Origin of the sequence: uncultured Sulfuricurvum sp., assembly GCF_937936435.1 — a bacterium.
Taxonomy (GTDB): domain Bacteria; phylum Campylobacterota; class Campylobacteria; order Campylobacterales; family Sulfurimonadaceae; genus Sulfuricurvum.
This window is the reverse complement of the sequence record NZ_CALDDG010000007.1, coordinates 1-15,108: the sequence shown is the minus strand read 5'-3', so window position 1 is coordinate 15,108 and position 15,108 is coordinate 1. Positions and strand designations below refer to the sequence as shown.

Genomic DNA, 15,108 nt, shown 5'->3' with positions numbered 1-15,108 from the left:
TTCTGCGTGTTCATAAACCGGATAAAAAAGGGGATATTATCAACCGTTTTACCGCACTCAAAGCGGAGTGGCAGCATAAAACGGTTTCGGGAATCGAGATCGGGCCGTTAGGGACGTTTACTCTTCGGGTCGTCGAACCCGTATTCGATAAGGGGGAATTGGTCGGTTATGTCGAGCTTGGGAAAGAGATCGAGGATATTCTCCAAACTCTACACGCAAAAAGCGGTAATGAAATCGCGGTAGTGATTCGAAAAGAGTATTTGAAACGTCAGGCGTGGGAAGAGGGTATGAAGATGCTCGGCCGGCCTGCCGATTGGAATCAGCTCCCGGATGAAGCGGTCATCTATACTTCGAGCAGCCATCTCTATAACGTTTTTGGATTGATGGAGGAACACCATGTTCAGGAACGCTTAAACGGGCGTGATATCAATCATCAGATTTTCAACAGAGGAAAAGAGTGGCGGGTTTCGATCCTCCCGATTCAGGATGTATCGGGTAAAGAGGTCGGCGATATGATCATCATGAACGATATATCGACTGAGCGAAACGAATTCTTCCATTTTGTGCTGGCCAACGCACTAATAGGCGTCGTACTTACCGGTTTGGTAATCGTATTTATCTTTTTTCTCTTGCGTCGAACCGATCGAAATATTCGGATGCAGCAACAAAATCTTCATGAGAGTGAAGAACGCTTTGAACAGCTTAACGCCCATAGCCGAACGTTTATATGGGAAGTGGATGCAACGGGGCTGTATACGTATGTGAGTAACGGCGTATCGATCGTATTGGGGTATCGTCCCGAAGAGCTGATCGGGCATAAATACTTTTACGATCTTCATCCGCATGAAGGGCGTGAAGCGTTTAAAACCGCGGCGTTCGACACCTTTAAGCGGCATGAATCGTTTGAACATCTTCAAACGCCGGCCGTGTCGAGTACGGGAGAATCGGTATGGCTTTCGACGAATGCCATCGCTATGGTCGATTCGGAAGGGAACTTGATAGGGTACCGCGGCAGCGATACGGACGTAACAAGGAGCAAACAAGCGGAGGAGCAGATCGGGGTATTGGCGTTTTCGGATCAGTTGACCGGATTGCCGAACCGCAGATTGCTGATGGATCGCTTACGCCAGGCGATTGCAGGTACGTCTCGAAGCGGTAGTTACGGAGCATTGCTCTTTATCGATCTGGATAATTTCAAAACTTTGAACGATACGCTCGGGCACGATACAGGGGATATTTTGCTGAAAGAAGCGGCGCGCCGCATCAGCGGATGCGTTCGGGAAGGGGACAGTGTCGCCCGGTTCGGAGGGGATGAGTTTGTCGTTATTTTGGTCGGTTTAAGTCAAATCAAAACCGAAGCGGCGACTGCGGGGGAGACGGTCGGAGAAAAAATCCTCACATCCCTCAACAGTACGTATCTCTTAAACGGTATCGGACACCGCAGCAGCGCCAGCATCGGAGTGACGTTGTTTCAAGGGGACGAATCGTCTATCGACGAATTGATGAAACAAGCGGATTTGGCGATGTACAAAGCCAAAGAAGCCGGACGCAACGGACTCAGCTTTTTCGACCCGGAAATGGAATTTACCCTCAAAGAACGGGCAAAACTGGAAGAAGATCTGCGTAAAGGGATTGACGAAAATCAGTTTCTTCTTTATTACCAGCCGCAAATTATGGATGAATGCATTGTCACGGGATGCGAAGCGCTCATCCGCTGGCGTCATCCCCAAAGAGGGCTCGTTTCGCCTTTGGAGTTTATTCCGGTGGCAGAGGCGACGGGTTTGATCCTTCCGTTAGGGCAATGGATTTTGAAGAGCGCCTGCGACCAGCTGGCACGATGGTCGGATGACCCGCATACAAACAGATTGATGGTCGCGGTCAATGTCAGCGTCCGCCAGTTCAGTCAAAACGATTTCGTAGAGCAGGTCTTGGCGATCATCGAAACGAGCGGTGCGGATCCGAAACGGTTGAAATTCGAATTGACCGAAAGTCTGCTGGTTCATGATTTTGAGAATGTTGTGGAAAAAATGGCCCGATTAAAAGCCGCGGGAATCTCTTTTTCTTTGGATGATTTCGGTACCGGCTATTCATCGCTATCGTATCTGAAACGGCTCCCTCTGGATCAACTGAAAATCGATCAAAGTTTTGTCCGGGATATTTTGATCGACACTAACGACGCGATTTTGTGCCGTTCGACGATCGCATTGGCCGAAAGTATGGGACTTCGGGTTATTGCCGAAGGGGTTGAAAGTGCGGAGCAGCGTAACGCTCTTGCGGGAATGGGATGTTATGCTTTTCAGGGATACTGGTTTAGTCGCCCGCTGCCGATAGAAGAGTTTGAAACCTATGTGATGACGATGTCGGCAAAAAAAGAAGTCTAAATGATCCGTTTGAAAATTAAAATACTTTTGACGTTGAGCGCCGTCATCATAGGTGTCGCTGCGGTCGTGACCCTATATAGTGTCTATCATGAAAAACAGCAAAACGATCTGCGGACTGCCGAAGCGTATACGAGTATCAACCACTATTATGCGGAGACGGTTCGCGAACTCGTCCACTTTTATACGGCCCGAGCCCATTCCAACATTCAGACCCCCTATGTGTTGGAAGCGATCAAAGCACAAGACCGCGATACTCTGTACCGTCTGATTCTTCCCCGTTGGAAAGTGATTCAAACGGAAAATCCTTCGTTGATCGTTATGCAGTTTCATAATGCAGACGGAACTTCGTTGCTGCGGATGCACCGCCCTGACGTGTTCGGCGATGCAATCGCACAGCAGCGCTCCATGGTTGCCGATATCCATAAGCATCATCGAATCGTATACGGATTTGAGGAGGGACGCCGCGGGCTGGCGTTTCGGATATTGGTCCCCATTGTAGATCAGGGGCATTATTTGGGGGCAGTCGAGTTTGGGATAGCGACGCCGTATTTGATCGACAAAGTGTATCGCTATACAGGATACCGCTCTTTTTTTATGATCGATAAAAATCATATCGGACAGTTGAGCAATGTCGAACACTATGTTCAGATCGGCGATTATACGGCAATCGATCTCCCCGTAGAACTCCGTCCTTTGATTAAAGCCTGCGGAAACCTCACCGCAAAGGATGCGAATACAATCATTCGATTTTCGGAACACTCGTTTGCCGTCATCACGATACCGGTTACGGATTATCTCAACCGATCGGTCGGCAGGGTGATATTTACTCGCGAAGTTCCCGATTTCTGGGAACATGTAAGACAAATGGTGATTGTGACGCTGGGGATAACGATTGCACTGATTGTCGTATTGACGCTGATTATTAATCGGGTATACGATGCCGTTGCCACCAAAATGAGTTTTCAGGAGATGTATAACCAGACCGTTTTGGATGCGATCCCCTCACCTGTGATTGTTACCGACGGTGAACAGCTGATTGCCGCGAATCAAACATTTTTAGCCTATTTTAACTTTGCGAACGTTGCCGATTTCAAACGCAAACATGCCTGCGTATGCGAATATTTCGAGGAGGGGGATACCGAAGAGTATTTGATGCCGATGCGCAACGACAAACGATGGACCCAGCACATCATCGATCATCCGATGCAAAATCATAAAGCGAAGATCACAGTCGACAGCCAAACGACGATCTTCGACGTCAAACTCTCCCTTATCCGCTACAAAGAGGAGAGCCGGTATGTGGTGATTTTTACCGATATTTCGTCCATGCAGTCGATCTCGATGAACGATCCGCTGACGGGGATCGCTAACCGCCTCCATTTTACGATGGTGTACAAACATGCAATCAATGTCGCGGTGAGAGAACAAAGACCTTTGGGAGTCATCTTCTTCGACATCGATCATTTTAAACGGGTTAATGACGAATACGGTCATTTGATAGGCGATGAGGTATTAAAAGATATCGCCGCTTTGGTAAAAAGACGGCTTAGAAAAAGCGATATTTTTGCCCGATGGGGCGGTGAAGAGTTTATTATTCTTCTGCCGGACACTCCATTGGATGAGAGTTGCATGATCGCGAAAACCTTGCGTATTGCCATTGAATTGGAAAACTTCGAGAATGTAGGGCGATTGACCTGTTCGTTCGGAGTAGCCACCTTGCATGAAAATGAATCTCCGGAGGGATTGCTTCAGCGTGTGGACGAGTTGCTCTACCGTGCCAAATCAAAAGGGCGTAATCGGGTGGAACAATAGGAAGTTTCCAGCAGAGATATGCTAGAATGGACTGATTAACTGCACCTACGGTTGGTGTTGCTACGAACATGCTCTTAAATGCATACTTCACTCCGTTTTCTCCTCGCCTGAAACCGTCCTGAGTTACGACTTTTGTTGGGCCTGACCACCAAAGGACAGCTCATTATGACATTTACCGATTTACATCTATCCGCCCCGTTGCTGCGGGCCATCGACGATCAGGGGTATACGATTCCGACCCCCGTACAGGCTCAAGCCATACCGTTTATTCTCGAAGGGCGTGACATGCTCGCAGGCGCCCAGACCGGTACCGGAAAAACGGCGGGATTTACTTTACCGCTGCTGCAGCTTCTGAGTGAAAAGAAGAGTCCGAAACCGCATCGAAAAATCCGTGCTCTGATTTTGACACCGACGCGTGAGTTGGCCGCACAGGTTGCCGAAAGTGTCAAACTGTACGGTAAATATCTTCCGCTAAAAAGCGCCGTTGTTTTCGGCGGAGTGGGAATTAATCCGCAAATAACGATGCTTCGAAACGGGATCGACATCCTCATCGCGACACCGGGGCGTCTGCTCGATCATATATCACAGGGGACAGTCGATTTGAGCGGTGTCGAGATTTTTGTTCTGGACGAAGCCGACCGGATGCTCGATATGGGATTTATCCGCGATATCCGCCGTGTCATTACGATACTGCCGAAACAGCGTCAGAATCTTCTTTTCTCAGCGACTTATTCTGACGAGATCAAAACCCTTGCCAATACTCTGCTGCGCAATCCTGCCGAGGTGGAAGTGGCACGTCGCAATACTTCCAGCGAGTTGGTAGCGCAAAGTGTAATTCTTGTCGATTGCAAACGTAAAAGCGCTTTGTTGGGGAAACTGATAACGGAGAAAAAATGGGAACAGGTACTTGTTTTTACCCGAACCAAACACGGAGCCAACAAACTCAGCGAGTATCTACAGAAAATCGGTGTCAGCGCCGCGGCGATCCACGGAAACAAAAGTCAAAGTGCCCGAACCAAAGCTCTCGATGATTTTAAACGAAGTACCGTAAGAGTTTTGGTCGCAACCGACATTGCCGCCCGCGGGATCGATATCGATGCATTGCCGCATGTCGTCAATTTCGAACTTCCCAACATCGCGGAGGATTATGTTCACCGTATCGGACGGACGGGGCGTGCCGGCTGCGAAGGGGAAGCTTTGTCGCTCGTGTGCGTGGATGAAGCGGAGTATCTCAAAGGGATTGAAAAACTGATCAATAAGAAACTCGATCGGCATATCATCGAAGGATTTGAGCCCGACCCTTCGATCAAAGCCGAGCCGATCCAACGGGGCCGAGGCGGAAACAGCGCAGGACAACAAAACCGCAATCGAAGCGACAGGGAAAACAAGCCTGTACAGAAACATGACAAAAGAGGTGCTAATACCGGTTCCAAAAGACGCTAAAAGATTTATCGGGAAAATCTCATAGTGATAACTCTTAATTTTTGTTTATTTTTGAGAAATATTTCAAAAAATTATTGTACAATCGTTCAATCTTCCGATAGAAGAGATTAGGGATTTGCGGATATGGTACGTTTTTTTCTTTTCGTGATTGTTTCAGCCCTTTTGCTGCAGGCAAATTCTCTTCAAAAGGTTTCGGTTCAGCTGGACTGGAAATATCAGTTTGAATTTGCGGGTTTCATTGCCGCACAAGAGCACGGATATTATCGTGATGCCGGACTGGATGTCGAACTGCGCGAATACGAAGAAGGGACGGATATCGTCTCGGACGTTCTAACTCAAAAAGCGACGTACGGAGTCTATAATTCCAGTATCGTCGTCGAAAACGGTCGGGTTAAGCCGATCGTTCTGCTCGCCACCTATTTTCAACACTCGCCTCTCGTATTCGTCGCCCAAAAAGGGATTGAAACTCCTGCCGATATGGTAGGAAAAACGATTATGGGGACAACGGATGAACTTAAATATAGCTCTTTAGCGCTTCTGCTTGCCCATTTCAATATCACACCTAAAAACTCTCACTTTATCCCCCACACGTTTAATATCGACGCATTTATCGAGAAAAAAGTGGACGTAATGAGCGCTTTCAGCTCGAATCAGCTCTATGACCTCGACCGTCTCGGTATCCCCTATACCATTATCGATCCGGGACAATACGGTTTTGTGATGAGTGCGGTCAATCTCTTCACATCCCAAAAAGAGGCTCTCTATCATACGGAGAGAACCCAGAAGTTTATCGATGCGACCAATCGGGGATGGGCCTATGCGCTCGATCACGAAGATGAAATCATCGATCTGTTGATTCATAAATACCATGTCGGAAAAACACGGTCGAAATTAAAATACGAGGCTAAAATCACACGCAAACTGATGATGCGCGATTTTTTCCCGATAGGGCAGGTGAATGAAGAACTGAGCATCCGATCGTTTAAACAGCTGATGCAGGCGGGTGCATTGGTTGAGGAACAAAAATTAGGCCGTTTTATGTTTAAAGAGGTGATCGGAAATGCTAACGGCGGTGTTGCGTTGTCGACGGCTGAAAAAGAGTATCTGCTCCGTAAGAAAAAAATATCGATGTGCATCGATCCGGAATGGTACCCTTTTGAACGGATTGAAGATGGGAAACATATCGGTATTGCCGCCGATGTGATGAAAAATTTTGAACAAAAGCTCGGTATTGCGATTCAACTGGTTCCGACACGTTCTTGGGATGAATCGCTCCATTATGCACAAGAACGCAAATGCGATATCCTCTCTCTCGCTTCGGCAACGCCTCAGCGACAAAAATATATGGATTTCACATCCGCCTATATTACTTTGCCGATCGTCATGGCGACATCGATGGATAAACCCTTTACGGAAAATATTACGACCCTGATCGGTAAAAAGATCGGTTCGGTCAAAGGGTATGCTATTACCGAAAAATTGAAAGAGCAGTTTCCGCAGATGGATATCGTCGAAGTAGACTCGATCAAAGACGGCTTGAAAGAGGTGGAAAACGGATCGCTGTACGGCTATATCGATAACCTCGTCGTAGTTTCAACCTACATCCAAAAAGAGTATACGGGGACGCTCAAAGTCTCCTCGCGATTGGAAGATAAAGTATTGCTGGGTGTCGGTACCCGTAACGACGAGCCGATATTGCACGGTATTTTCGAGAAACTGGTAGCAGGATTGGATGAGCCCACGATGCAGGAGATATACAATCGATGGACGGCTACGGTCGAACAGGTGCCGTGGATCGATCAGAGTAAACTGTGGAAAGCGTTCGCCCTCTTATCCATCGTCGGATTGGTTTTCTTCATGCGCTATTACGAACTCAAGCGTTATAACGCGAAACTGATCAAACTCTCCATCATCGATAAACTCACAGGTTTGTACAATCGGCAAAAAACGGACGAAAAACTGATGGAAGAACAGCGAAAAGTCGATCGTTACCGTGAATATAAATGCGGTGTGATGATTCTGGATATCGATTATTTTAAAACGGTAAACGATACGTTGGGACATCAGGAAGGAGACCGTATTTTGCAGCTTTTGGCCGAGGTGTTTAAAAATACATTGCGCCAAACCGATACGATCGGTCGATGGGGCGGAGAAGAATTTATCGTTATCCTTCCGAATACCTCACTCGAACAATCCTACAGTGCGGCGGAGAATCTTCGTCAATCGGTCGAAACGTTTCCATTCGGGATTGACCGCCCCGTAACGGTGAGCATAGGTGTCGGAGAACTGATCCGAATGCGGACGGTTCATGAAAATATAGCCCGGATCGATGAAGCGCTCTACGAGGCAAAAAATAGCGGCAGAAATAAGGTCTGCAAAGAACCGATTCCCTCCATCTAATCGCGTTTAGTGGTTAAAAAGAAGGCAATTAAAACCGTATTTCATTGTTGGTTTCCATTAAAATGAACTAAGTAATATGATATTCTTGTTTTGTTTAATTTAACTATGCGAGTTTTTCATGGAAATACAGATGAAGCCCGGAGCGTTTATCGTCTCTAAAACCGATCTGGACGGGTTGATCACCTACGGCAACGAAACGTTTATCCAAATGTCCGGATATTCCGAAAAAGAGTTGTTACAAACTCCTCATAGTATTCTTCGTCATGCGGATATGCCGAAAGTCGTTTTCAAATTGTTATGGGAACGGATTCGCGAGCGGGGAGGGATTTATGCCTATGTCAAAAATAAGACCAAGCAGGGAGACCATTACTGGGTTTTTGCGTACGTTACCCCCTCCTTTGATCCATCAGGAGAAACAATCGGTTATTATTCGGTACGACGGGCACCTTCAGCTAAAGCTATTTCTGTCATAGAACCTCTTTACCGCGATTTGCTCGAAGCGGAAGCAAAAGGGGGAATGAATGCTTCCGAAACGTATTTATTAACACTACTTCAACAACAGGGAATGACCTATGACCAATTTGTCCTTGGCCTTCAAAAATAAGCCTTTCCTCGTATCATCAGGGGTGTGGGGTGCTACGATCTTCTATTTTTGCTTTGCTTCGAATGTCCTGATTCCTGCAGTTTTAGGGGCAGCGGTCATCGCAATCGCTTTTATGTCGTTTTCATCCGTCTCTAAAGATCCGATCCTAGAGAGGATAGAGTCCGTTTTATCGGCTGCTTCCGAAGGAAAATTGGAAGGGCGAATCACTGCGATCAGTTCCGATTCTCCGTATGAACGGTTGGCCTGGAATTTCAATAATCTGCTCGATCAGGTCGAAGCTTACATGCGCGAGAGCATACTGGCGATACAACTGGCCGAAAAAGGGGAAGAGAACCATATTATGCATCCTGATGGCTTCAAAGGGCTGTTCCAATTATCGGTCGATCCGATCAATGCCTCCAGTGCAGGGATCAAAGCACAGCAGACTCTGTTTGCGCGACGCCATTACAGCGACAGCTTCAGAGAGATCGGAGGGGGGCCGAACGGCGGATTAAATACGTTGCGCGGTGATATTACCAAGAGCAATAAAATTATGGAAGAGATCACTTCCCGCGCTAAAATCACCTCCGAAAATGCGCAATACAGCCTGCACTCTGTAGAACATTTGCTTCAAAACTTTTATACGTTGAATGAACGGGTCGTTCAAACGTACAGCGGGATCGAGATACTGGGCTCCAAAACACAGGAGATATCTACCATTGCCGATTTGATCAAAGAGATTGCGAACCAAACCAATCTGCTGGCTCTTAATGCCGCCATCGAAGCGGCCCGTGCCGGAGAACACGGGCGCGGATTCGCCGTCGTAGCCGACGAAGTACGCAAACTGGCCGAGCGGACACAGCAGGCTACCCAAGAGATTGCACTTACGATCCGCTCTTTGTTAGATGAAACGGATGAGATTACATCACACGCAAAAGAGATGTCGGATATCTCTAACGAGGCGCTTCCGAAAGTGACCAAAGTCTCCGAAGCACTCAGCCAGTTTAACCGAGACGCGGACAATACGGCAAAAGACTCTTTATTTATACAAAACCAGTTATTTGTGAGTTTAGCGAAAATTGACCATATCGTATTTAAACATGAAGCCTATTCTTCTATTTTGGAGGATGACAAAACGCAGGAATTCTCCGATCATAAACATTGCCGTTTCGGCAAATGGTATTTGTCGGGAGGCGCAGAGTTCTTCGGAAAAACCAAAGCGTTTCAGGCTCTGGACAGATATCATCAAAGCGTACATGAACTTGCGATTGAAAATATGAAATTCGTCGACCAAAAGATCCAAAACCGTCAGGATATCGTTCCGATAATCTTAAAAAATTTTACGCAAATGGAAGAAGCGAGCAAGACGCTTTTCGAATTGCTAGACGGTATGGTACTCGAACAGCACGAGATGAATCTGCGCGCATAAGCTTTCTTACAAGAGGTGGAATTCACCTCTTAATACTCCTCTTTCTACAAAAACACTTCATCCAATCGCACTTTTTCAACAACGGTATGTTCTCTTCGGATAGATCGCGTTAAAAAATATTGACGTTTAAAATATATAATTTACTTGACTTTAATCGTCAATAGTATTATAATTAAACCAGATAATTTCAAAAAGGATCAATTATGATAGTGGCTATGCCTGTAAAAAATGATCATGACGACGCTCCGTTGGCCCCATTATTCGGAAATGCCAAATATTTTGCTTTTACGAATGAGGAGACGGGAGTATCCATCGAACGGATGGAACAAAACGGAGGGCGTGATGTCGCCCGTACACTGATTGCGAAGAACGTTGATGTATTGATTACGTCCCATTTAGGATTAAATCCCTTTACTCTTTTGAAAAGTTACGGGATCAAAGTCTATTTCGCCGGAGAGGGAAGAATCACGGTTTCAGAAGCGATTCGGATGTTTCAGGACGGAAAACTCAAAGAGGTGACGGCGGAAACCTATCGTGATTTATTAGGGGAGGAGGAATCTCATCCCCACACTCACGTACAAAACTGCTGTTCCACCGGAGTACATCATCATCGTTCACACGCCTGAAAACGGGTAAACTCTCCCTCTTTGGGGGAATGTTATGGTTGTTTTCCGGATGTTTCGAACCCGAGATTTATACCCAAATCGACGATCCCGCTTTTGTTGCTCATCCTCCGGCATCGATCCGTATCGACGATTTGAGCGGCAAGGTTCGTTCGACAATCAAACAAAGCGAGAATGCCGAGACACGGATAGAGATCGATGTTCATTATGCGCATTGTACGAATCCTCAAAGCCGCTCTTTCGGAACAGGGATCGACGGATATATCCGGGTAACCGCAAAAAAACGGGACAAAATGATCGGGCGATCGCAATGTGACTTTCGAGGTGATCCCGAAGAGGAAGAAATACAGAAAGTCTATGATACACTCCTAAAAAGATTACAGTGGAATATCGCACAATGATTTTCACAAGATAGGTTGCATGAGAGCGGCGCATCATCATAAAATTATCCTTATCGGCGCTTCGACCGGCGGGCCTGGAGTCATCGAGAAACTGATCTGTGCATTGCCGGAACCTCTTCTTCATCCGATATGTATCGTACAGCATTTCCCTCCCGAACTTACCTTTTCATTTGTCGCCCGACTTCAAACATGTACTTCGAGCAAAGTCGTGGAATCGTATGACGGACTTCTTCTCGAACCGGGGATGATTGTTGTGGCAAAGGGGGGAACGCATCTGGAATTTTCCCTTTCCAAAGACCGCTCTCCCGTTGTCGCCCATTCTTCTTCCGCTATTCGAAACGATTTTATGCCGAGTGTCGACGTCATGTTTCTGAGCGCCTCGAAAGTATACGAACCTTCGTCGATTCTTGCGGTGCTCTTAACCGGAATTGGTGATGATGGGGCTAACGGAATGGTTGCAATCAAGTCTTTAGGCGGCTTGAGCGTCTGTCAGGATGAAAAAAGTTCGGCTGTATTCGGCATGCCCGGCAGAGCTATCGAAAGAGGGGGGGCTTGTCTCATTCTTCCCGTCGATGAGATTGCCCAAACCATTTTAGAATTTGGAAGATCATGAACGAGGCACTCATAACAGCTATATTAGAGCAAATTCAGAGGGAAGTCGGAATTGTCCTCTCACGGCAAAGCGATCGCGACCGGATCGGCAGATATCTCGAAAACGGCGGTGCCGTTCCGGATAAATCTCGACCTATTCCTAAAGAATTGATCGAATTGATTACGACGAACGAGACCTATTTTGAACGCGAGTCACACCATTTTGACCGTCTGATCGACGAGATTCTCCCGGAATTGGATACCAAAGAGTCTTCTATGCCTATACGTATCCTTTCGGCACCGTGCTCAAGCGGAGAAGAGGTTTATACTTTGGCATTGCGCATTTGCACACTTTCCCGAATAGGTAAAAGACCGGTAGAAATTATCGGGATCGATATCTCCGAAGAGATGATCGAAAAAGCCCGAAAAGGGATTTACTCGGGCCGTTCGGTTCATGCAGTCGATAAAACAGTCTTGGAACGTTATTTCAAGAGTACGGAAAACGGTTATCAGGTTGTGCCGTGTCCTGAGATCAAAATACGTTTTGTCACCGGTAACGTATTCCAAGATACGTTATGGAAAGAACTGGGGATATTTGACGTCATCTTTAGCCGAAATATGATGATCTATTTCGATGCCGAAAAGAACAAAGAACTTTTAGAACGGTTTCGGGAACATTTGAAAGGATTTTTGATTATCGGGCATGCCGACGATCACATCGGGGCAAGAGAACTATTCACCCCGTTGCGTTCCCAACGGGGGATAATTTATCACGTTTAGGTTTTAAAAACTGAAATCTGAGCCGTGAGCTGCTCCGTCATCTGATGCAGATGCTCTGCCGCGGCGGCGATTTCTTCGACGCTGCGGGCATTTGACGTTGAAAGTTCGTTAATATTTTCAATCTTTTTAATAATCGACTCTGTTGTCAAGGCGTTGGCTTGCGTATCGTTGGAGAGCTTTTCGATAGCGGTAACGGTATCGGCCAATGCTTCGACGGCAACTTCGGTATGATCATTGACTTCTGCGGAAGCTTCGGCCAGTTGTTCTATCCGTTTGGCGTTGTGATTCATTTGATCGGTAATATCGTTGATAGATTGGACAATGACGTTTACGGTTGCATTCGTTTCGACCAGGCTTTTTTGGGTCCGTTCGGCCAGTTTGCGTACTTCGTCGGCTACGACGGCAAACCCCCGTCCGTGTTCTCCGGCACGGGCCGCTTCGATGGCTGCATTAAGGGCTAACAGATTGGTTTGATCGGCGATGTCGGCAATGACGGTCAGGACTTGTTTGACCTGGGATGCTTCTTGTGAGAGGGAATTAAGACGATCGTTGATTTCCCCTTCCATTTGGACGGTAAGCGAAAGCTGATCGATCGTATTATGGAGTGCCGATTGCGCTTCCTGCAACGTTCCTCTTGCGTCAATGGCTTTATTTTTGACGCTTTCAGCTTCCTTGGCGGATGCTTTCATCGCTTCTTTCATCGTATCGGACTCAGAGGTCGTCTGCATAACGATTTTAGCCTCCTCTTCAGCGGCCTTTCCGATCGAGAGGGTTGTAGCGGAGAGTTCGGCGGAAACGGAAAGATTTTCACTCGACGCCGAGCGGATACCCTGAAACGCTTGGCGCAAAACCGTAACGAGTTCGTTTAGCTTGTGACTCATTTGGGCTAATTCGTCTTTGCCATCGATGATCGCATTGTGGGCAAAATCGCGATTTTTGACGATGATGTCGATCGATTGTTCAAGTCGGCTGATAGAGCCGACGATATTTCGGGAGATCGTATAAAAAACGACGATCATAAAGATGATACTTGCGAGGATTAACAGCTCGATAGTCAGAGCATTGGAATCAAGAGTAGCGAGATTTTTTTCTTTCATCGATTTTACGAGAGAAAGAACGTCATCATTGAATACTGCGTGACGCTTACCGGCTTCATCGGCGATTGATTCAAGCTTTTTACCTTCCGGAGACTCCCGAAACGAGTCTGAATATATGGCATTTTTATATTTGGCAATTATTTCGATTCGCGGTGCATTTACGTTATCCCACTCTTGCAAGTCGGCTTTTAATTTCGACAGGCGATCTTTGTTCTCTTTTGAACGGGTCATGGTGGAGAGTTTATCGAGCGCTTCGCCGAGTTTTTGAACCCGCTCATGATAACGGTCGAGATTGTTTTGTTCAAAATGGATTTGGAAACCGCGGATTTCCATCAATGCCCCGTTGGTATTGGCTCTGATATCGGCGATCAGTACCAGTCTTTCAGCCGTTTTTTTAGCATCGGCATTGTTGGAATATGACAGGTATCCTAATACGGCGAATGTGATGAAACTGAGTACCGTCATAGCCATCAGTTTCCCTTTGATAGTCGATAAATTCATCGGGAGAACCTCATTATTTCCATAAAATATAGGGCAATCTTAGCATATTAAAGGTTAAATTCTCGCGGCAAAAGCGAAAGGATCAGATAAGTGTACGGTAATCGCCGAGGTATTTAGAGGTTTGGCATAAAGATATCCTTGTGCCAACGTACAGCCGTTTTCGAGCAAAAAGTTTTCATGCTCGATCGTTTCCACCCCTTCGGCGATAACATCGAGTTTCAAGTTGTGGGTCAATCCTATGATGGTTTTGGCTATGGTCGCGTCTTCTTCGTCAAAAGGGATGTTTTGGATAAAACTTTGATCGATTTTGAGCTTATCGATAGGGAGACGTTTGAGATACGAGAGCGATGAATATCCCGTACCGAAATCATCGACCGATATTTCCAATCCGTAACTCTTAAATTCTTGCAATATGGTCGTTGCCTCTTCCGGATTTTTCATAATATGCGATTCGGTGATTTCGATGGCGATGAACCTCGGATCGCAGCGGTAAAATTTCATAATGGCCGCTACCTCTTTGGCGACGAGGCGGCTCGAGAGGGTTTTTGCCGAGATGTTTACTGCCGTTTTGACGATTTTTATCCCTTGTTGTTGCCAGAGCATTTGCTGCTGAACAACGGTTTCAAGGACAAAGAAATCGATTTCTTGAATGAGTCCCGTCTCTTCGCATAAGGGGATAAAAGTCGCAGGAGAGACAACGCCCCACGTAGGATGATTCCACCGTACCAGAGCCTCCATCCCGATCAATTCGTAATTCGTAAGATCGATTTGGGGTTGGTAATAGACTTCAAACTGGTTCTCTTTAATCGCGATCCGGAGAGCATTTTCTAAAACGATCCGTTCAAAAGCCTTCTCTCCCATTTCATCGGCGTAAAAACAAAACGTGTTTCTACCGTCCGATTTCGCTTTATACATGGCGGTATCGGCATGCTGTAATAACGTTTCGGCATCGGTACCGTCATGCGGATAGACGGCGATTCCGATACTAAGAGTCGTGTGCAGCGTTCGGCCGTCGATGATAAAAGGTTCTTTAAACGCATGGATCAGTTTTTCAACAATGTCAATGA

12 protein-coding genes are annotated in these 15,108 nt (G+C 46.6%); 10 read left to right on the top strand and 2 right to left on the bottom strand.

What is annotated here, in order from left to right:
• The 10 genes from Q0389_RS01170 to Q0389_RS01125 form a co-directional block, all read left to right on the top strand.
• Positions 1-2,381: EAL domain-containing protein (locus Q0389_RS01170; protein WP_298690761.1), on the top strand; the 2,381-nt coding region annotated here is incomplete at its 5' end.
• Positions 2,382-4,193, top strand: a complete 1,812-nt coding sequence (locus Q0389_RS01165; RefSeq protein ID WP_298690758.1) for a diguanylate cyclase — start codon at positions 2,382-2,384, stop codon at positions 4,191-4,193.
• A 165-nt stretch (positions 4,194-4,358) separates the two neighbouring features.
• Entirely contained in the window at positions 4,359-5,636 is a 1,278-nt protein-coding gene (locus Q0389_RS01160) for a DEAD/DEAH box helicase (RefSeq protein WP_298690755.1), read from the top strand.
• A 123-nt stretch (positions 5,637-5,759) separates the two neighbouring features.
• Positions 5,760-8,036 carry a diguanylate cyclase gene (locus Q0389_RS01155; protein WP_298690752.1) on the top strand — a complete coding sequence of 759 codons (2,277 nt, stop codon included), beginning with the start codon at positions 5,760-5,762 and terminating at the stop codon, positions 8,034-8,036.
• A gap of 118 nt (positions 8,037-8,154) precedes the next feature.
• The gene (locus tag Q0389_RS01150) at positions 8,155-8,640 is read left to right on the top strand and encodes a PAS domain-containing protein (RefSeq protein WP_298690749.1); all 486 of its coding nucleotides are present in this window, start codon (positions 8,155-8,157) and stop codon (positions 8,638-8,640) included.
• A complete protein-coding gene (locus Q0389_RS01145) occupies positions 8,609-10,048 on the top strand; it encodes a methyl-accepting chemotaxis protein (protein ID WP_298690746.1) in 1,440 nt (479 codons plus the stop codon). The genes Q0389_RS01150 and Q0389_RS01145 overlap by 32 nt, the downstream gene beginning before the upstream one ends.
• 203 nt (positions 10,049-10,251) lie before the next feature.
• Positions 10,252-10,674: a NifB/NifX family molybdenum-iron cluster-binding protein gene (locus tag Q0389_RS01140; RefSeq protein WP_298690742.1), complete on the top strand. Its 423-nt coding sequence runs from the start codon at positions 10,252-10,254 to the stop codon at positions 10,672-10,674.
• Between the two features lie 29 nt (positions 10,675-10,703).
• Positions 10,704-11,072 carry a hypothetical protein gene (locus Q0389_RS01135; protein ID WP_298690739.1) on the top strand — a complete coding sequence of 123 codons (369 nt, stop codon included), beginning with the start codon at positions 10,704-10,706 and terminating at the stop codon, positions 11,070-11,072.
• 19 nt (positions 11,073-11,091) lie between these two features.
• Entirely contained in the window at positions 11,092-11,685 is a 594-nt protein-coding gene (locus Q0389_RS01130) for a CheB methylesterase domain-containing protein (RefSeq protein ID WP_298690737.1), read from the top strand.
• Positions 11,682-12,443, top strand: a complete 762-nt coding sequence (locus Q0389_RS01125) for a CheR family methyltransferase (protein WP_298690734.1) — start codon at positions 11,682-11,684, stop codon at positions 12,441-12,443. Before Q0389_RS01130 ends, Q0389_RS01125 begins: the two co-directional genes overlap by 4 nt.
• Here the strand turns inward: Q0389_RS01125 and Q0389_RS01120 are convergent.
• Entirely contained in the window at positions 12,440-14,041 is a 1,602-nt protein-coding gene (locus Q0389_RS01120; protein WP_298690731.1) for a methyl-accepting chemotaxis protein, read from the bottom strand. The genes Q0389_RS01125 and Q0389_RS01120 overlap by 4 nt on opposite strands.
• Before the next feature lie 54 nt (positions 14,042-14,095).
• On the bottom strand, positions 14,096-15,108 hold a 1,013-nt coding region (locus tag Q0389_RS01115; RefSeq protein WP_298690729.1), incomplete at its 5' end, for a bifunctional diguanylate cyclase/phosphodiesterase.

Excerpts from the sequence above, each read along its gene's own strand:
- Q0389_RS01165 (WP_298690758.1), top strand. The coding sequence starts at position 2,382 with ATGATCCGTTTGAAAATTAAAATACTTTTGACGTTGAGCGCCGTCATC.
- Q0389_RS01160 (WP_298690755.1), top strand. The coding sequence starts at position 4,359 with ATGACATTTACCGATTTACATCTATCCGCCCCGTTGCTGCGGGCCATC.
- Q0389_RS01155 (WP_298690752.1), top strand. The coding sequence starts at position 5,760 with ATGGTACGTTTTTTTCTTTTCGTGATTGTTTCAGCCCTTTTGCTGCAG.
- Q0389_RS01150 (WP_298690749.1), top strand. The coding sequence starts at position 8,155 with ATGGAAATACAGATGAAGCCCGGAGCGTTTATCGTCTCTAAAACCGAT.
- Q0389_RS01145 (WP_298690746.1), top strand. The coding sequence starts at position 8,609 with ATGACCAATTTGTCCTTGGCCTTCAAAAATAAGCCTTTCCTCGTATCA.
- Q0389_RS01140 (WP_298690742.1), top strand. The coding sequence starts at position 10,252 with ATGATAGTGGCTATGCCTGTAAAAAATGATCATGACGACGCTCCGTTG.
- Q0389_RS01135 (WP_298690739.1), top strand. The coding sequence starts at position 10,704 with ATGTTATGGTTGTTTTCCGGATGTTTCGAACCCGAGATTTATACCCAA.
- Q0389_RS01130 (WP_298690737.1), top strand. The coding sequence starts at position 11,092 with ATGAGAGCGGCGCATCATCATAAAATTATCCTTATCGGCGCTTCGACC.
- Q0389_RS01125 (WP_298690734.1), top strand. The coding sequence starts at position 11,682 with ATGAACGAGGCACTCATAACAGCTATATTAGAGCAAATTCAGAGGGAA.
- Q0389_RS01120 (WP_298690731.1), bottom strand. The coding sequence starts at position 14,041 with ATGAATTTATCGACTATCAAAGGGAAACTGATGGCTATGACGGTACTC.